General features: G+C 69.0%; 18 protein-coding genes. 16 read left to right on the top strand and 2 right to left on the bottom strand.

Translation table 11 applies throughout. The features are described from left to right. The first annotated feature begins 14 nt into the window (after nt 1–14). From AC57B8_RS26120 to AC57B8_RS26085, 8 genes are all read left to right on the top strand, one after another. Complete coding sequence (locus AC57B8_RS26120; RefSeq protein WP_496481195.1) at nt 15–1058, top strand: type VI secretion system protein TssA; 1044 nt, start codon at nt 15–17, stop codon at nt 1056–1058. Next, nucleotides 1055–1639: a hypothetical protein gene (locus tag AC57B8_RS26115; RefSeq protein ID WP_496481194.1), complete on the top strand. Its 585-nt coding sequence runs from the start codon at nt 1055–1057 to the stop codon at nt 1637–1639. Before AC57B8_RS26120 ends, AC57B8_RS26115 begins: the two co-directional genes overlap by 4 nt. Nucleotides 1640–1779: 140 nt before the next feature. Beyond that, complete coding sequence (clpS, locus tag AC57B8_RS26110; RefSeq protein ID WP_062471456.1) at nt 1780–2139, top strand: ATP-dependent Clp protease adapter ClpS; 360 nt, start codon at nt 1780–1782, stop codon at nt 2137–2139. A gap of 67 nt (nt 2140–2206) precedes the next feature. Beyond that, on the top strand, nt 2207–4528 hold the full coding sequence (gene clpA / locus AC57B8_RS26105) for an ATP-dependent Clp protease ATP-binding subunit ClpA (RefSeq protein WP_496481193.1): 2322 nt from the start codon (nt 2207–2209) through the stop codon (nt 4526–4528). A 100-nt stretch (nt 4529–4628) separates the two neighbouring features. Continuing rightward, complete coding sequence (cls, locus tag AC57B8_RS26100; RefSeq protein ID WP_062471451.1) at nt 4629–6077, top strand: cardiolipin synthase; 1449 nt, start codon at nt 4629–4631, stop codon at nt 6075–6077. Beyond that, the gene (gene sbcB, locus AC57B8_RS26095) at nt 6078–7517 is read left to right on the top strand and encodes an exodeoxyribonuclease I (RefSeq protein WP_496481192.1); all 1440 of its coding nucleotides are present in this window, start codon (nt 6078–6080) and stop codon (nt 7515–7517) included. Between the two features lie 18 nt (nt 7518–7535). After that, nucleotides 7536–7970 carry a DUF3574 domain-containing protein gene (locus AC57B8_RS26090; RefSeq protein WP_496481191.1) on the top strand — a complete coding sequence of 145 codons (435 nt, stop codon included), beginning with the start codon at nt 7536–7538 and terminating at the stop codon, nt 7968–7970. Beyond that, nucleotides 7957–8508, top strand: coding sequence for a GNAT family N-acetyltransferase (locus tag AC57B8_RS26085; protein ID WP_496481190.1), 552 nt, complete (start codon nt 7957–7959; stop codon nt 8506–8508). Before AC57B8_RS26090 ends, AC57B8_RS26085 begins: the two co-directional genes overlap by 14 nt. Here AC57B8_RS26085 and AC57B8_RS26080 read toward each other — a convergent pair. Together AC57B8_RS26080 and AC57B8_RS26075 are read right to left on the bottom strand one after the other, a co-directional pair. Continuing rightward, the gene (locus tag AC57B8_RS26080) at nt 8505–9014 is read right to left on the bottom strand and encodes a GNAT family N-acetyltransferase (protein ID WP_496481189.1); all 510 of its coding nucleotides are present in this window, start codon (nt 9012–9014) and stop codon (nt 8505–8507) included. The genes AC57B8_RS26085 and AC57B8_RS26080 overlap by 4 nt on opposite strands. A gap of 10 nt (nt 9015–9024) precedes the next feature. Continuing rightward, nucleotides 9025–10089 (bottom strand): DUF72 domain-containing protein, encoded by a 1065-nt coding sequence (locus tag AC57B8_RS26075; protein WP_496481188.1) that lies wholly within the window; start codon nt 10087–10089, stop codon nt 9025–9027. A 61-nt stretch (nt 10090–10150) separates the two neighbouring features. Between AC57B8_RS26075 and AC57B8_RS26070 the strand changes: the two genes are divergently transcribed. From AC57B8_RS26070 to AC57B8_RS26035, 8 genes are all read left to right on the top strand, one after another. Next, nucleotides 10151–11629 carry a sensor histidine kinase gene (locus tag AC57B8_RS26070; protein ID WP_496481187.1) on the top strand — a complete coding sequence of 493 codons (1479 nt, stop codon included), beginning with the start codon at nt 10151–10153 and terminating at the stop codon, nt 11627–11629. Next, nucleotides 11626–12282, top strand: a complete 657-nt coding sequence (locus AC57B8_RS26065; RefSeq protein ID WP_095745220.1) for a response regulator transcription factor — start codon at nt 11626–11628, stop codon at nt 12280–12282. The genes AC57B8_RS26070 and AC57B8_RS26065 overlap by 4 nt, the downstream gene beginning before the upstream one ends. A 116-nt stretch (nt 12283–12398) precedes the next feature. Continuing rightward, nucleotides 12399–12899, top strand: a complete 501-nt coding sequence (locus tag AC57B8_RS26060; RefSeq protein ID WP_056581174.1) for a GlcG/HbpS family heme-binding protein — start codon at nt 12399–12401, stop codon at nt 12897–12899. After that, on the top strand, nt 12899–13597 hold the full coding sequence (locus AC57B8_RS26055; RefSeq protein WP_070060562.1) for an ankyrin repeat domain-containing protein: 699 nt from the start codon (nt 12899–12901) through the stop codon (nt 13595–13597). Before AC57B8_RS26060 ends, AC57B8_RS26055 begins: the two co-directional genes overlap by 1 nt. A 64-nt stretch (nt 13598–13661) precedes the next feature. Further along, on the top strand, nt 13662–14297 hold the full coding sequence (locus tag AC57B8_RS26050; RefSeq protein WP_492696098.1) for an FMN-binding negative transcriptional regulator: 636 nt from the start codon (nt 13662–13664) through the stop codon (nt 14295–14297). Between the two features lie 7 nt (nt 14298–14304). Further along, on the top strand, nt 14305–14523 hold the full coding sequence (locus AC57B8_RS26045; RefSeq protein WP_370681691.1) for a hypothetical protein: 219 nt from the start codon (nt 14305–14307) through the stop codon (nt 14521–14523). Beyond that, nucleotides 14513–15628 carry a tRNA adenosine(34) deaminase TadA gene (gene tadA, locus AC57B8_RS26040; protein ID WP_496481186.1) on the top strand — a complete coding sequence of 372 codons (1116 nt, stop codon included), beginning with the start codon at nt 14513–14515 and terminating at the stop codon, nt 15626–15628. Before AC57B8_RS26045 ends, tadA begins: the two co-directional genes overlap by 11 nt. Beyond that, nucleotides 15625–16602 carry an LD-carboxypeptidase gene (locus tag AC57B8_RS26035; protein WP_495304826.1) on the top strand — a complete coding sequence of 326 codons (978 nt, stop codon included), beginning with the start codon at nt 15625–15627 and terminating at the stop codon, nt 16600–16602. Before tadA ends, AC57B8_RS26035 begins: the two co-directional genes overlap by 4 nt. Nucleotide 16603 lies beyond the last annotated feature (1 nt).

The raw sequence follows: 16603 nt of genomic DNA, 5'->3' as shown, positions 1-16603 counted from the left end.
GAGAAACCTGCTCCATGACCGCTCCCATCCACACCGACGCCGAGCCCACCGCCTACGCCACGCGCGCCCGCATCGAGGCGGGCGACCGGCTATCCCCCTTCAGCGCGACAGCGCCATGCGGCCCCAGCCTGGAGTACGACGCCGAGTACGCCGTTCTGCTGGCGCGCATGTCCCCGCGTGGCGATGCGCAATACGGGCAGTTCGTCGGAGCCCCCGACGCGCCGAACTGGGCCGAGATCGAACGGGACTGCCGCCGGCTGTTGTTGCGGACCCGGGACATCAATCTCTTTGTCTGGCTGTGCCGCGCACGCACCCGGTTGGCGCAGGCGGCAGGGCTTGCGCAGTCGTTGGTGCTGCTGGTCGAGGCGCTCCGGACCTGGCCCGAAGCGGTGCATCCCCAGCTGGTCATCGAAGGCGAGCGCGACCCGGCCGTGCGTGCCAATGCGCTTGCTGCGCTGGCCGATCCGGAGGGCCTGTTGAGCGACGTGCGCGAAGTGGTCATTGCCGCCAATGCCGCGCGGCACCTGACGGTGCGTGAAGTCGAGCGCGCTTTTGCAATGCCGCGGGCCCTGGATGCAGCCAGTCCCGAGGCCATGGCGCAGCAGTTGGCGGACCTCGCGGCCGCCGCGTCGGGCGACGACCAGGCGCCGCTGCGCCTGTTGGCGCAAGCGGCCGAGGCGGCGGCGCAGATCGTCGCCTGGGCTGGCCAGCACCTGGGGCCGGACGCGCCTCCACTGCATCCGCTGGTGCGGTTGCTGGCCCCGTTCCAGCGAACCGGGTCATCGGCGCCGCCTGCCGCGGCCGCAACAAGGCCTGACCCGCTTCCGTCATGGCCGGCAAGCACGCCAGCCGGTGAGGGCCTGGCGACACGCGACGACATCCTGCATGACATTCGCAAGGCCCGCCGATGGTTCGAGAACCACGAACCGAGCAGTCCTGTCGCCGTGTTGCTCAAGCAGGCCGAACGCATGACCGGCCTGCGGTTTTCCCAGGTGGCCGATGCCATTCCACTTGATCTGCTGCGCAAATGGGATGCCGACGAGGAGGCTTCGCTGTGACGCTGATCCAGGCCAATTTCCTTGTCGTCTGCTTCGCGGTCGGCGCCGCCGGCGCCTTGCTGGGTCTCTGGGTGTTCTCGCACAGGCTCGGCAGGCAACTCGACGCGCAGCGCCTTGCCTCGGATTCGGAGCGCGAACAGATGCGGCTGGCGATCCGCGCCGAGTTGGCGCTGCTCGAGCAGCAACAGACCGCACATCAGAAAGCGCAACACTTGGCCCTGACGCGGTGGCAGGCAGAGCAGGATGCGCGGCGGCTGGCTGAATGGCTGGCGCTGTCGCCAGCGCTCCCCACCTTGACGGGCAGAAGAGGAGGGCCGGTTGCGCCGCCCGTTGCACCCTCACCCCCGCAGCGGCCGAGACCATTGCCACCAGTACCGGCCTTGCACGAGGATTCGGAGTTGCAGAACTCGCCAGTCCCGTTCACGCTGCCCGCCGCCGTTCACGAGGAAGCAGAGTCGGCCCCCGAGCGCGAACTCACCGACGAAGAAATTGACGCCTTGCCGCCCGATCTGCCGGTGCCGACCCGGGTGCCGGGCCGGAAATTGCCGGCGCCCAAAGGTCCTGTTCTGCGCAATCTGTAAAAAAGACCGGCAACCTGCCGGTTTTTTTACGTCTGTCTTCGTGCTGTCGTACACGACGCATGCCTCTTGATTTGTCGAATAGGCGTCACCAAGTCTGTTGGCGTCGGCACGGTGCTTGCACGCTCTATAGAATCTTTTTCATGGCAACGAGAATTCCCAAAACTCCCAGCACCCCACCGGCGCAGAAACCGGCGGGCGACGACGGAGATTCGGTCGTTCTGGAGCGCCGCCCGCAAAAAACGGCGCCGCCCCAGATGTACCAGGTCGTCATGCTGAACGACGACTACACGCCGATGGAGTTCGTGATCGTCATCCTGCAGGAATACTTCAGCAAGGACCGAGAAACGGCGACCCAGATCATGCTCAAGATCCACCTCGATGGCCGGGGTGTCTGTGGGGTTTATTCCCGCGACATGGCGGCCACCAAGGTCAATCAGGTGATGGAGGCCGCGCAGCAGGCAGGGCACCCGCTGCAATGTGTCAGCGAACCGGTCGCGTGAACCAGTTGAATTGCACGCGCTCCAACCCATCTGAGAACTTATTTACAGCAAGGCAAAAGGAAATCACATGATTGCCCAGGAACTGGAAGTCAGCTTGCACATGGCCTTCGTCGAGGCCCGGCAGCAACGCCACGAGTTCATCACCGTGGAACATCTGCTGCTCGCTTTGCTGGACAACCCGAGCGCCGCGGAAGTTCTGCGCGCCTGCTCGGCGAACGTCGACGACCTGCGGGCGTCGCTCACCAACTTCATCAAGGACAACACGCCGCAAGTGGCGGGTACCGATGATGTCGACACCCAGCCCACCCTGGGTTTCCAGCGCGTGATCCAGCGCGCCATCATGCACGTGCAGTCCACCGGCAACGGCAAGAAGGAAGTCACCGGCGCCAACGTGCTGGTCGCGATCTTCGGCGAGAAGGATTCGCACGCCGTGTACTACCTGCACCAGCAGGGCGTCACCCGCCTGGACGTGGTCAATTTCATTGCCCACGGCATCAAGAAGAGCGATCCGCCGGAAGCCGTCAAGGGCAGCGGCGAAGCCCCTCAGGGCGAAGGCGAAGAGGGCGGCGGCGAACGCAACGAGAAGGCCTCGCCGCTCGAGCAGTTCACGCAAAACCTCAACCAGCTCGCCAAGGACGGCAAGATCGATCCGTTGATCGGCCGCGAATACGAGGTCGAGCGCGTCATCCAGATCCTGTGCCGCCGGCGCAAGAACAACCCGCTGCTCGTGGGCGAGGCCGGCGTGGGCAAGACCGCGATCGCGGAAGGCCTGGCATGGCGCATCACCCAGAGCGACGTGCCCGAGATCCTCGCCGAGGCGCAGGTCTACTCGCTCGACATGGGCGCGCTGCTGGCCGGCACCAAGTACCGCGGTGACTTCGAACAGCGCCTGAAGGGCGTGCTCAAGTCGCTCAAGGACAAGCCGAACGCCATCCTGTTCATCGATGAAATCCACACCCTGATCGGTGCGGGCGCAGCCTCGGGCGGCACGCTCGATGCGTCGAACCTGCTCAAGCCGGCGCTCTCCAGCGGCCAGCTCAAGTGCATCGGCGCGACCACCTTCACGGAATACCGCGGCATCTTCGAGAAGGACGCGGCCCTGTCGCGTCGTTTCCAGAAGGTCGACGTGGTCGAGCCGTCGGTGCAGGAAACCGTCGACATCCTCAAGGGTCTGAAGTCGCGCTTCGAGGAACACCATGGCGTGAAGTACGCCGTGGCGGCCCTGCAGGCTGCGGCCGAGCTCAGTGCCAAGTACATCAATGACCGTCATCTGCCCGACAAGGCGATCGACGTCATCGACGAAGCCGGTGCCGCCCAGCGCATCCTGCCGCCGAGCAAGCGCAAGAAGACCATCAGCAAGACCGAGGTCGAGGAAATCGTGGCGAAGATCGCGCGCATTCCCCCGGCCAACGTCAGCAACGACGACCGCAGCAAGCTGCAGACGATCGAGCGCGACCTCAAGAGCGTGGTGTTCGGCCAGGACAAGGCACTCGAAGTGCTGGCCTCCGCGGTCAAGATGGCACGCTCGGGCCTGGGCAAGGGCGACAAGCCGATCGGCTCGTTCCTGTTCTCCGGCCCCACGGGCGTCGGCAAGACCGAAGCGGCCAAGCAGCTGGCCTACATCATGGGCATCGAGCTGATCCGCTTCGACATGTCGGAGTACATGGAGCGTCACGCGGTGAGCCGCCTGATCGGCGCGCCTCCGGGCTACGTCGGTTTCGACCAGGGCGGTCTGCTGACCGAGGCTGTCACGAAGAAGCCGCACGCGGTGCTGCTGCTCGACGAAATCGAGAAGGCGCACCCGGACATCTTCAACGTGCTGCTGCAGGTCATGGACCACGGCACGCTGACCGACAACAACGGGCGCAAGGCCGACTTCCGCAACGTCATCATCATCATGACGACGAACGCGGGTGCCGAGACCATGAACAAGGCGACCATCGGCTTCACGAACGCGCGGCAGGCCGGCGACGAAATGGGCGACATCAAGCGCCTGTTCACGCCTGAATTCCGCAACCGTCTGGACGCCATCGTCAACTTCAAGGCGCTCGACGAACAGGTCATCCTGCGCGTGGTCGACAAGTTCCTGCTGCAACTGGAAACCCAGCTCAGCGAGAAGAAGGTCGAGGTCACCTTCACCGACAAGCTGCGCAAGCACCTGGCGAAGAAGGGCTTCGATCCGCTGATGGGCGCACGCCCGATGCAGCGCCTGATCCAGGACACGATCCGTCGTGCGCTGGCCGACGAGTTGCTGTTCGGTCGCCTGACCGACGGCGGTCGCCTCGAAGTCGACCTCGACGAGAAGGACGAAGTGCTGCTCGACATCCAGCCGATCCCGAAGAAGGAAGGCAAATCGAAGCCCGAAGCCGAGGAAGCCGCCACGGGCTGATCCCGCCTCTCTGAGGAGCGAAGTCAAAGGCCGGTAGCATTCGCTGCTGGCCTTTTTCTTTGGGCCGGCCGAAAACACTCCGCCTTCAACCGCTTTTGCCTTGATCCTCCCCGAACTCAGCCACGAATGGAAAACCGGCCTCTCCCTGGCGTGGAGCGGCTACATCGCCGTGCTGTCGATCTGGATCGTGATGCAAAAGCGCGCGCCGGTGTCCACCATGAGTTGGATCCTGTCGCTGGCGTTGCTGCCGTTCGCGGGCTTCATCGTCTATTACTTCCTGGGGCCGCAGCGGCTGCGCAAGCAGCGGCTCAAGCGCCTGCGCAACCGCGCGAACGCGCATGCGCAGGCCGACCTGGCGCGGCTGCGTGACGCCTCGCAGCATGCGCCGCCGGCACTGCAGCAGATGGCCCGACTGGGCACCGCCGCCTGCGGCCTGCCGGTGTCGAGCGCCACGGGCGTCGAGCTGCTCTCGGGCGGCGCGCGCACCTTCGACGCGATCTTCGAGGCCGTGCGCGCGGCGCGTGACCACATCCACCTCGAGTACTACATCTTCGAGCCCGACCGCATCGGCACCGCGCTGCGCGACCTGCTGGTCGAGCGCGCACAGGCCGGCGTGCGGGTGCGCCTGCTGCTCGACGCGCTCGGCTCCAAGCGCATCGGCCGCAAGTTCATGGCGCCGATGCACGCGGCGGGTGTGGAGGTGGCGCTGTTCCACGACACCAAGATCGGCCGGCGGCTGCGCCCCGTGACCAACTACCGCACCCACCGCAAGATCGTGGTGTGCGACGGCCGCGTGGGCTTCACGGGCGGCGTGAACATCACCGACGAGGAAGACAAGCGCACCAACCCCAAGGACGCGTACCACGACGTGCATGTGCGCATCGAAGGCAGTGCGGTGCGCTGGCTGCAGACCACCTTCCTCGAGGACTGGAGCTACGCCACCGGCGAAAAGCAGCACCGCTCCGACGCCGTGCTGGACGCGCTGCTGCCCCAGGTGGAAGCGGGCGACATCCCGGTGCAGATCGTCACCAGCGGCCCCGACAACGCCTTCGAGGCCATCCACCGCATGCACGTCGAGGCCATCCATTCGGCCACGCGCCGGGCCTGGCTCACCACGCCGTACTTCGTGCCGGGCGAGCCCGCGCTGATGGCGCTGACCAGCGCGGCGCTGCGCGGTGTCGACGTGCGGCTGCTCGTGCCGCGCCGCAGCGACTCGGCCATCGTGAGCGCCGCCGCGCGTTCGTACTTCGACGAGCTGATCGCCGCCGGCGTCAAGATCTGGGAGTACAAGGAGCGCATGCTGCACTCCAAGACGCTGGTGGTCGACGACCATTGCGCGATGATCGGCACCGCCAATTTCGACAACCGCAGCTTCCGGCTCAACTTCGAGGTCTGCGCCGTGGTCTACGGGCCCGCGCTGACCCAGCCGCTGGCGGCGCAGTTCGAAACCGACCTGCACAGCTCCGGCGCGGTGCGCGCCCACCGCCCGCAGACTTTCTGGCGCCGCCTCGGCGATGCCATTGCGCGACTGTTTTCTCCCTTGCTCTGAATGAACCACACCTTTCTCTGGCACGACTACGAAACCTTCGGCGCCGTGCCGCGCCGCGACCGTCCCTCGCAGTTCGCGGCCATCCGCACCGACGCCGAGCTCAACGAAGTCGGCGAGCCGCTGATGATCTACTGCAAGCCCGCGCCCGACTACCTGCCCAGCCCCGAGGCCTGCCTGATCACCGGCATCACGCCGCAGGTCTGCCTGGAGCGCGGCATTCCCGAGCACGAGTTCGCGGCGCACATCGAGCAAGCCTTCTCGCAGCCCGGCACCGTCGGCGTGGGCTACAACACCATCCGCTTCGACGACGAGGTCACGCGCTTCCTGTTCTGGCGCAACCTCATCGACCCGTATGCGCGCGAATGGCAGAACGACTGCGGCCGTTGGGACCTGCTCGACGTGGTGCGCCTCACGTATGCGCTGCGCCCCGACGGCATCGAGTGGCCGAAGAAGGAAGACGGCAAGCCCAGCTTCAAGCTCGAAGACCTGGCGCGCGCCAACGGCCTGCTGCACGAGTCGGCGCACGATGCGCTGTCCGACGTGCGCGCCACCATCGCGCTGGCGCGGCTCATCCGCGACAAGCAGCCCAAGCTCTTCGACTTCGCCTTCGGCCTGCACAAGAAGGACCGCGTGGCGATGGAACTCGGCCTGCCCGCGATGCGCGAGACCGCTAAGCCCTTCCTGCATGTGTCGGGCATGTTCCCGGTCGAGCGCGGCTGCCTGGCCGTGATGTGGCCGCTGGCCAGCCACCCGACCAACAAGAACGAGCTGCTGGCCTGGGACCTGTCGCAAGACCCGAGCGAGCTGCGCGACCTCGACGCCGAGACGCTGCGCCTGCGCCTGTTCACGCGCACCGCCGATCTGCCCGAAGGCATGACGCGGCTGCCGATGAAGAGCGTGCACCTGAACAAGTCGCCGATGGTGGTCGGCAACCTGCGCACGCTGGCACCGGCCATGGCCGAGCGCTGGGGCGTCGACATGGACACCGCCATGCGCCACGCCGCCATCGCGCGCGACCTGCCCGACATGAGCGCCATCTGGTCGCAGGTTTTTTCCCGCCCGAAGGAGGCGACGCCCGATGTCGATGAAGACCTCTACGGCGGCTTTGTCGGCAACGGCGATCGCCGTCGCCTGAACCAGCTGCGCGGCCTGTCGCCCGAGGGGCTCGCCAAGGAGCGCGTGGCCTTCGACGACGGGCGGCTCGAAGAGATCCTCTTCCGCTACCGCGCACGCAACTGGCCCGAATCGCTGAACGAGGAAGAAGCCGAGCGCTGGGAAGCGCTGCGCGTGGCGCGCCTGTTCAAGGGCGAGGGCGGGGCGCGCACCATCGAGGCGCTGTTCAGCGAAGTCGATGCGCTGTCCGAGAACGCCGACGAGCGCGGCGAGGAAATCCTGGGCGCGCTGTACGAGTACGCCGAGTCGATCGCGCCCGAGGCCTGAACGACCGGGGGGGCCGGCATGAACCGCGTCGCACGCCACAGGCTGTCTCGCGCAGGCATGGCGAGCGCGCTGGCCGCTGTGGTGCTTGCAGGTTGCGCCGCGGGGCCGCCGGGCCACTGCGCCGCGGGCTTCGAAGCCTTCGAGCGCGACACCCTCTATTTTGGCCGCGCCATCCCCACGGGCGGTCAGGTGTCCGACGCCGACTGGGCCGACTTTCTCGACACCCGCGTGACACCGGCCTTTCCGCAAGGCTTCACCGTGCTCGACGCCGCCGGCCAGTGGCGCAGCACGTTGGGGCAGGTGGTGCGCGAGCCCTCGAAGCTGGTCGTGCTGCTGCACCCGCGCGACGCGAAGGCCGACGCGGCCATCGCCGCGTTGATCCACACCTACCGCCAGCGCTTCGCGCAAGAGGCGGTGTTGCAGGAAAGGCAGTCCGTCTGTGCCCGTTTCTGAAGCCGCTCCTACCGTTCGCCGGCTGGTTCCCGCCGACGCGTCGGCCTACCGCGCGCTGATGCTCGACGCCTACGCGCGGCACCCCGAGGCGTTCACCTCCACGGTCGAGGAGCGCGCCAGCCTGCCGCCGGCCTGGTGGGAGACGCGCCTGCGCACGGACGCCGATGCGGCCGAGGTGGTGTACGGCGCCTTCGATGCCGCCGGCGCGCTGATCGGCGCGGCGGGGCTGGGCCGCGAATCACGGCAGCGCACGCGCCACAAGGCGAGCTTGTTCGGCATGGTGGTGGCGGAATCGGCACGGCGCGCGGGCGCCGGTCGGCAGCTGGTGGAGGCCCTGCTCGCGCATGCACGCGCGCTCGACGGCGCGCGTGTGGTGCAGCTGACAGTGACCGAAGGCAATCGCCCGGCGCAGGCGCTGTACGAGCGCTGCGGCTTCCAGGTCTTCGGCGTCGAGCCGATGGCCACCGTGCTCGATGGCGTGTTCTCGTCGAAGGTCCACATGTGGTGCGACCTCGAGGCCGCACCGTCTTCGACTTAGTCGCCGCGCTCGCGCACCATCAGCAGCGCGGGCCCGTCGGGCGTGACCACCTCGCCCAGCGCACGGAAGCCAGCCTTGGCATAGCTGCGGATCGCGCGGGCGTTGCGCGGCGACGGATCGGTCTGGATGCGCGTCACGGCCGGGTCGGCGAACAGCTGGTCCGTGAAGGCGCGGACCATCGCGCTGCCGAGTCCGCGATTCAATTGGTCCGCCTGAGCCAGGAACTGATCGATGCCGCGCGCGCCCGGGTCGCGCTCGTCTTCCCACCAGCCGTCGCCCGAATCCATCACGACGTACGACTGGATGAATCCCAAAGGCTGCCCGTCGTACAGCGCGATGTAGCCGCGGTCGGGCGAGTCAGGCGCCAGCATCGGCGTGAAGTCGGCCTCGACCTCGGCGAGCGTCGGCACCGGCGTCCACCATTCGGCCACGTGCGGGCGGCACAGCCAGTCGTGGAGCATCGCGAAATCCGTGGCGTGCAGCGGGCGGAACGAGATCGAATGCATGGCGTGCGTCCTAGCGGGAGATCCGGTCGACGATGTCCTGCGCCAGCGACGCGATGGTCAGCGGCGCGCAGCCTTCGGCGTTGTTGCTCACGGTGACGAAGGCGTTCTGCCCGGCGCCCGTGGTGCCGGCGATCACCTTGGCCAGCGCGGCGCGGGTTTCGGGGTCGGGGTCGAGCACCTTGTCGAAAGGGCCGTAGAGTTTTTCGGCGTCTTCATAACCGAAGCGGCCGTGGCGGCGGTGCAGGTTCCAGCGGCACACGAGCGGCCCGGGCCACAGCGCGCGCAGCATCGGCAGCTGGTCCTCAATGGGCGGCATCTTCGCGTGCAGGCCCATGCAGAAGGTCGCGCCCACGCTGCGCAGCATGTCGGCGAAGGCGGGGCACAGCAGCTGCGGGTCGCGCACCTCGACCGCGAGCACGGCGTCGGGCGCGATGGGCTTCAGGTCGGGCATCGCCGCCAGCATCGCGCCGATGCGGGCGATCAGCGCGGGCTGGTCGGCCAGCAGGTGCGCGGGGATCGGGCTCAGCTGGAACACCAGCGCGCCGATGCGGTGGCCCAGCCCGTCGAGCGCCGGCTGCACGAACTCCTGCAGCGCGATCTCGTGGCTGAGGAACACCGGGTTGGCCTGCGTGCCGCGGCCGCTTTCGTCGCGCACGGTGGCGTCGGTCACCAGGCTCGGGGCCTTCACGACGAAGCGGAAGTCGTCGGGCACCATGGCCGCGTAGCGCGCGTACTGGCTGGCGGTGAGGGCGCGGTAGAAGTTGCGGTCCAGGCTCACGGTGCGCAGCAGCGGGTGCTGCGCGAGCGCCGACAGGCCGTTCTTCGAGAGCACGGTTTCGGCGTAGTCGCCGTCCCAGACCAGGCCGGCCCAGCCCGGATAGCTCCACGACGAGGTGCCCAGGCGCAGCTGCGGCGGCAACTCGGCGGCGAGAGCGACCAGCGCCGCGTCGGGGGCCACCGGCTTCACGGTGGCACCGCGCGATTTCTTCGGCGAAGGCGCCGGCGCGTCGGCCGCTTCGGCCGGGCGCGGAAGTTCGGGGAGGTCGGAAAAGAGGGAGTCCTGCACGTCAGCCATGTCTGGGTCGGCATTTTCGGCCAAGCGGGGAGGCCCGTCGGCGCCGGGCACAATCCGCGCCATGACACAGTGGTTGCGTACGCGGGGCGGTTGGTGGCTGGCTTGGTTGGTGCTCACGGCCGCCGGCGCCGTGTGGTTCGCGCGCGCCGAGCTGACCCGGCTCCAGCAGGATTTCGAGACCGACGCGCGCATCGCGCACCGGCTCATGAGCCAGCAGGTGGTGCAGTACGACGCCGTGCTGGCCACGCTCGCGCTGCTGGAGCCCAACGCCGGCGCCGACTACCCGGAGCGGCGCCTGCCGTCGGTGTATTCGTCGATCCTGCGCGTGCAGCGGCGCGCGGCCGACGAGCCCTGGCCCGATGCCGCGCACGCCGACGCGCTGGCCGCCGCCGAGGCCCGCTCGCGCGCCGAACGCCGCGCCGACCTGGCCGTGCTCGATCTGCCGCATGGCCGCTACCAGCTCGTGATCGGCTCGGAGCCGCTGAGCTACGCGCTCGAGATCGACCTCGTCGGCTCGGTGCCCTGGCGCGACTGGCCGATGAACCCGCAGCGCAGTCCCGTGCGCCTGGTCCTGCAGCGCGACGGCCAGCAACTGGTGCTGCAACACGGCCAATCGGCCGCGCATGGATGGCGCTACAGCCTGAGCAAGGAACTGGCGTCGCCGAGTCAGCCTTTCGAGCTGGTGGCCGAGCGCCAGGTCGGTTGGGCCGAGCTGCCGTGGCGCACCATCGGCGGCTGGGCGGTGGCGATGGCGCTGCTGCTGGCGGGCCTGTGGGCCGCGCAACGCCAGCGCATCGCACGGCGCCGCGCCGAAGAGCTGCTGCGCCTGGGCCAGGTCGCGCGGCTCAATGCGTTGGGCGAGCTGTCGGCCGGGCTGGCGCACGAGCTCAACCAGCCGCTCACGGCCGTGCTGGCCAACGCCCAGGCCGCGCGCCGCCTGCTCGACGACGACCCGCCCGACCTCGCCACCGCGCGCGACGCGATGGGACAGGCCGTCGAGCAGGCCCGCCGTGCCTCCGGCGTGGTCGGCCGCCTGCGCCGCGTGATCGAGCGCCCCGAGGCCGGTGGCGACGTGAAGCCGCTGGTGCTGCAGGAGGTGGTGCGCAGCGCCATGCACCTGCTGGCGCCCGAGTTCGCGCGCCACGGCGTGGCGGCCCAGTTCGACGCCAGCGCGCAGGCGCCCGTGCGCGTGCAGGCCGAGGCCGTGGCGCTGGAGCAGATCGTGCACAACCTGCTGATGAACGCGATGCAGGCGCTGGACCTCGTGCCCGCGGCCGAGCGGCGCCTCGTGGTCTCGGTCGGGCGCAACGGCGAGGAGGGCGTGCTGACCGTCACCGACAACGGCCGCGGCATCGCACCCGAGGCGCTGCCGCGCCTGTTCGAACCTTTCTTCAGCACGCGCGAAGGCGGCCTGGGCCTCGGCCTGAGCCTGAGCGAAACGCTGGCCAGCGGCATGGGCGGCAGCCTGAGCGCCGCCAATGCCTCGCCGCGCGGTGCGCGCTTCACCTTGCTGCTGCCGCTGGTGGCACCTTCGACATGACCACGCCAACCACCGCCGACCAGCCGCAATCGCCCCTGATCCACCTGATCGACGACGACCAGGCCGTGCGCGACAGCCTCTCGCTGCTGATCGGCACGGTCGGCCTGCGCGTGCAGGGCTGGGCCGATCCGCAGGCCTTCATCGACGGCTTCGACCGCGCGAGCGTCGGCGCCATCGTGCTGGACGTGCGCATGCCCGGCATCAGCGGCCTCACGGTGCTTGACCGGCTGGTGGCGCAGGGCGTCGACCAGCCTGTGATCATGCTGACCGGTCACGGCACGGTCGAGATGTGCCGCCGCGCCTTCAAGGCCGGCGCGGCCGAGTTCCTGGAGAAGCCGGTGGACGACGAGCAGCTGCTCGAAGCACTGCAGCAGGCCGTGCGCCAGCATGTGCGCACGCGCGAGCGCTCGCAGGCCGACAACGCCGCGCGCGAGCGGGTGGCGCAGCTGTCGGAGCGCGAGCGCGAGGTGCTGGCCTTCATCGTGCAGGGGCTCACCAACAAGGAGATCGCGCGTGTGCTGGCGCTGTCGCCGCGCACCGTCGAGACCCACCGCGCCAACCTGTTCGCCAAGCTCGATTGCGACTCGCTGGCGCAGCTGATCCGGCGCTATGCCGTGCTGGCGTCGGATGCGGGAGAAGAGGGCGCTCCGTAGTTCTACGGAGTGCCGGGCGTAGCCGTACGAATGGTTGCAGCGGACCGTATTTTTTACAGTGACACCGTGGTCGGCACAGGCCGGCACGAACCCTCTCATCACTGGAGAAACAACACATGCAATCGATCATCCGCGTTGGCGGCCTCGCCGTTCTGCTCGCTGCTTCCGTCGCCCAGGCCCAGACGCCGGCCCCCGCTGTTCGCACCGAGAAGAACATCTCGCTCGCACTGGCCAACCAGATCGCCGCAGAAACCGTGGCCGCCTGCGCCGCCAACGGCTACAACGTGGCCGCCACCGTGGTCGACCGCGCCGGCACCGTGCGCGCCGTGCAGCGCGCCGACAACGCCGGCCCGCACACGCTGTCGTCGAGCGAACGCAAGGCCTGGACCTCGGCTTCGGCCAAGAGCCCCACGCAAGCCATGATGGAAGGCGCCCAGAAGAACCCCGGCGCCGCCAACCTCGTGTACCTGCCGGGCTTCCTGCTGCTGGGCGGCGGCGTGCCGATCAAGTCGGGCAACGAAGTGATCGGTGCCGTGGGCGTGGGCGGTGCGCCCGGCGGCCACCTCGACGAGCAGTGCGCCAACGCCGCGCTCGAGAAGGTCAAGGGCCAGCTCTGATGACGGCGCGCGGTCTCTGGTCGGCGGTGCTCGCCGCCGCGATCGGCTGGAGCGCCGCGCCCGGCGCGGCGGCCCAGGTGCCGCCGCTGGCCGCCGAAGTGCTGGCCTACGAGGGCCTGCACCGCGCCGCCTGGCACGGCGACCTGCCCAAGCTCAAGAGCCTGATCGCCTCCGGCGCCAGCCTCGATGTGCGCGACGCACGCGGCCGCACGCCGCTGCAGGTCGCCACCTACGCGCGCCAGCGCGACGCCGTGACGCTGCTCGCCAAGGCGGGCGCGAACATCGACCTGCTCGAAGACGACCGCTACGACGCCGTGACCATCGCGTCCGTGGCCGACGACGTGACCACGCTCACGCTGCTGCTGCAACTGGGCGCCAAGCCCGGGCAGGTCACCAGCCGCTACGACGGCACCGCATTGATCGCCGCCGCGCACCTGGGGCACGACGAGGTCGTGCGCCGGCTGGTCGCAGCGGGTGCGCCGCTGGACCATGTCAACAACCTGCACTGGACGGCGGTGATCGAGTCGATCGTGCTCGGCGACGGTGGCGCCCGCCACCAGCGCACGCTGGCCGCGCTGATCGCCGGCGGTGCCAACCTGCAACTGGCCGACCGCCAGGGCCTCACGCCGCTGCAGCTCGCAAAGGCGCGCGGCTACACCGCGATGGTGAAGCAGCTCGAAGCGGCACGCGCCAAGTAGCCTACAGCACCGAAAGCCGGGGCGACTCGGGGACAATCGGACCTCCCCACGAGGAACCCGCCCCATGTACATGCCTCCGCAGTTCAACGCCAAGGACCCGGCCGTCGCGCTGGGCCTCATGCGCGACCACCCCTTTGCCAACCTGATCTCGAACGACGACGAGGGCCTGCCCTTCGTCACGCACCTGCCCATCGTGGCCGAGCAGCGCGAGGGCGATGCGCTGGTGCTGCTGGGCCACTGCGCCAAGCCCAACCCGCACTGGCGCTACCTGCAGGCGCGGCCGCGCGCGGTGGTGGTGTTCCAGGGCCCGCACGCCTACCTGTCGCCTTCGGTCTATCCCGACCTGGCGCGGGTGCCGACGTGGAACTACCTCGCGGTCCATTGCACCGTCGAAGCCCGGCTCGTCGAAACGCCCGAGGCCAAGGACGCGTTGCTCAAGAAGCTCATCGGCGACCACGAGCCGGCCTACGCCCAGCAATGGAAGGACCTCGGCGAGGAGTTCCAGCGCAAGATGCTGGCCGGCATCATGGGCTTCGAGCTGCACGTGACGGCGCTGCAATGCAAGATCAAGCTCAACCAGCACCGGCCCGAATCGCACGCGGCGATGCGCGAGGTCTACAGCGCCGGCTCGGCCGACGAACAGGCGCTGGCCGTGTGGATGGACCGGCTCGGCATGGCCGTCGCACCGGAGGCGCGCTGAGATGCGGATGTTCGGATTGATCGGCCTCGTGCTCGCGCTGGTGGTCGTCGGCCTGCTGGCGAAGCAGCAGCTGTCGCGCACCGCCATCGCCAAACAACCGGCCGCACCTGGCGCATCTGCGCCGGCGGCGGTCGATGCACGCACGCAGGCGCAGCAGGTCCAGCAACAGGTCAAGGACGCCCTCGACGCCGCGGCCCAGGCCCGCAAGATGCCCGATGACAACTGAGCCGGCCGCATCGACATCGGACGCGCACTGGATGGCGCTCGCGCTGCAGGAAGCGCAGCGTGCGGCCGACGCGGGCGAGGTGCCGGTGGGCGCGGTGCTGGTGAAGGACGGCCGGGTCATCGCGACCGGCCGCAACACGCCGGTGGCGCAGCACGACCCGAGCGCACATGCAGAGATCAACGCATTGCGCGCCGGCGCCGCCGCGCTCGGCAACTACCGGCTCGACGGCTGCGAACTGTTCGTCACGCTCGAGCCCTGCGCGATGTGCGCGGGCGCGATGCTGCATTCGCGGCTGGCGCGCGTGGTGTTCGGCGCGGCCGACCCCAAGACCGGTGCCGCGGGCTCGGTGCTCGATCTCTTCGCCGAGCCGAAGCTGAACCACCACACGCGCGTGCAAGGCGGCGTGCTGGCCGACGACTGCAGTGCGTTGCTGCAGCGCTTCTTCCAGCAGCGCCGCAGCGTCGCGCGCGCGCAGGCCGAGCCGCTGCGTGACGACGCCTTGCGCACGCCTGCCGAATGCTTTGCCGCGCTCACCGATTTCGAATTCGCGCCGCATCACGCCCAGGACCTGCCAATCTTGCAAGGCTGGCGGCTGCATTGGATCGACGAAGCCGGCCCGGCCGGCAGCGATGGCCGCGTGGCCGATTGCCTGTGCTTGCATGGCCCGGGCGAGTGGGGCTACTTCTTCCGCCACCTCGTCGGCGCGCCCGGCCTGCGCACGCTGGTGCCCGACCTGATCGGCTTCGGCAAGAGCGACAAGCCCAAGCGCGAAGCCACGCACCGGCTCGAATGGCACCGCGACGTGCTGCTGGCGTGGCTCGACCAGGTGCATCCCGAGCCGCTTGCGCTGGTGCACAGCGAGGCAGGCGGAGAACTGGCCGCGCTGCTGCAAACCGCGGTGCCGGGCCGCTTCACCGCGACGCTCGCTGCCCCCGACAGCGGCGTTCGCGCCAAGGACGCCTGGCGCGCGCCGTTCCCCGACCGGGGCTACGAGGCCGCGCTGCGCGCGCTCGGTCCGCGTGCCGCATCGGGCGGGCCGACCACCGCGCAGGCCGCCACCCTGGCCCGGCAGCTCCGGGACGCAATGGGATACTCGACGACGTGACGTCCAAACATATCTACATCTATTCCCCCTCCAGTGCCATTCGCGACAAGGCCGCCTTCCGGCGCGGCGTGGCGCGGCTGAAGGCCCTGGGCCATGAAGTCGAAGTCGATGAAGCCGCGCTCTCGGCGCACCAGCGTTTCGCGGGCGACGACGCCACCCGGCTTGCCGCCATCTCGCGCGCAGCCGCCAGCGGCGCCGACGTGGCGCTGATCGCGCGCGGCGGCTACGGCCTCACGCGCATCCTCGACGCGCTGCCGTACAAGGCGCTGGCCAAGGCCATCGACAAGGGCACCGAGTTCGTCGGCTGCAGCGACTTCACGGCCCTGCAGAACGCACTGCTGGCCAAGAACGGCGCCGTCACCTGGTCGGGCCCGGCGGTCGGCGAAGACTTCGGCGCCGAAGGTGGTGCCGACGACATCATGGAAGCCTGCTTCGACGACCTGTTGAGCGGGCAGGGCGAGGGCACCGGCTGGCGCATGCCGGCGCGCGACGCCGAGCTCAAGGTCAAGCCGATCGAGGACGCCGTGCTCTGGGGCGGCAACCTCTGCGTGCTGACCAGCCTGCTGGGCACGCCGTACTTCCCGGTGGTCGACAAGGGCGTGCTCTTCATCGAAGACACCAACGAACACCCGTACCGCGTCGAACGCATGCTCGACCAGCTGAAGCTCGCGGGCGTGCTGGCGCGCCAGAAGGCCGTCGTGTTCGGCCAGTTCACGGGCGTGCGCAACATCGCCGGCTACGACCGCGGCTTCGGCATGAACACGGTGATCGACCGGCTGCGTTCAAGCCTGAAGAAGGTGCAGGTGATTGCCGGCTTGCCGTTCGGGCATGTGCAGACCAAGGTGCTGCTGCCGGTGGGGGCGAAGGTGGCGCTGGCCGCCGAGGGGCGCGACGTGTTCCTGGTGTGGGGCCATCGGCACGGCCACCATGACCATGCGCACCACGGTCACGACCATCACGGCCACGACCATTGAG

Source organism: Variovorax sp. BGA-UO-ETr-C22, from assembly GCF_059567965.1.
The sequence above is the reverse complement of the archived record's forward strand: the minus strand, read 5'-3'. Positions and strand labels throughout refer to the sequence as shown.

Excerpts from the sequence above, each read along its gene's own strand:
- AC57B8_RS26120 (WP_496481195.1), top strand. The coding sequence starts at position 15 with ATGACCGCTCCCATCCACACCGACGCCGAGCCCACCGCCTACGCCACG.
- clpS (WP_062471456.1), top strand. The coding sequence starts at position 1,780 with ATGGCAACGAGAATTCCCAAAACTCCCAGCACCCCACCGGCGCAGAAA.
- clpA (WP_496481193.1), top strand. The coding sequence starts at position 2,207 with ATGATTGCCCAGGAACTGGAAGTCAGCTTGCACATGGCCTTCGTCGAG.
- sbcB (WP_496481192.1), top strand. The coding sequence starts at position 6,078 with ATGAACCACACCTTTCTCTGGCACGACTACGAAACCTTCGGCGCCGTG.
- AC57B8_RS26090 (WP_496481191.1), top strand. The coding sequence starts at position 7,536 with ATGAACCGCGTCGCACGCCACAGGCTGTCTCGCGCAGGCATGGCGAGC.
- AC57B8_RS26080 (WP_496481189.1), bottom strand. The coding sequence starts at position 9,014 with ATGCATTCGATCTCGTTCCGCCCGCTGCACGCCACGGATTTCGCGATG.
- AC57B8_RS26075 (WP_496481188.1), bottom strand. The coding sequence starts at position 10,089 with ATGGCTGACGTGCAGGACTCCCTCTTTTCCGACCTCCCCGAACTTCCG.
- AC57B8_RS26070 (WP_496481187.1), top strand. The coding sequence starts at position 10,151 with ATGACACAGTGGTTGCGTACGCGGGGCGGTTGGTGGCTGGCTTGGTTG.
- AC57B8_RS26065 (WP_095745220.1), top strand. The coding sequence starts at position 11,626 with ATGACCACGCCAACCACCGCCGACCAGCCGCAATCGCCCCTGATCCAC.
- AC57B8_RS26060 (WP_056581174.1), top strand. The coding sequence starts at position 12,399 with ATGCAATCGATCATCCGCGTTGGCGGCCTCGCCGTTCTGCTCGCTGCT.
- AC57B8_RS26055 (WP_070060562.1), top strand. The coding sequence starts at position 12,899 with ATGACGGCGCGCGGTCTCTGGTCGGCGGTGCTCGCCGCCGCGATCGGC.
- AC57B8_RS26050 (WP_492696098.1), top strand. The coding sequence starts at position 13,662 with ATGTACATGCCTCCGCAGTTCAACGCCAAGGACCCGGCCGTCGCGCTG.
- AC57B8_RS26045 (WP_370681691.1), top strand. The coding sequence starts at position 14,305 with ATGTTCGGATTGATCGGCCTCGTGCTCGCGCTGGTGGTCGTCGGCCTG.
- tadA (WP_496481186.1), top strand. The coding sequence starts at position 14,513 with ATGACAACTGAGCCGGCCGCATCGACATCGGACGCGCACTGGATGGCG.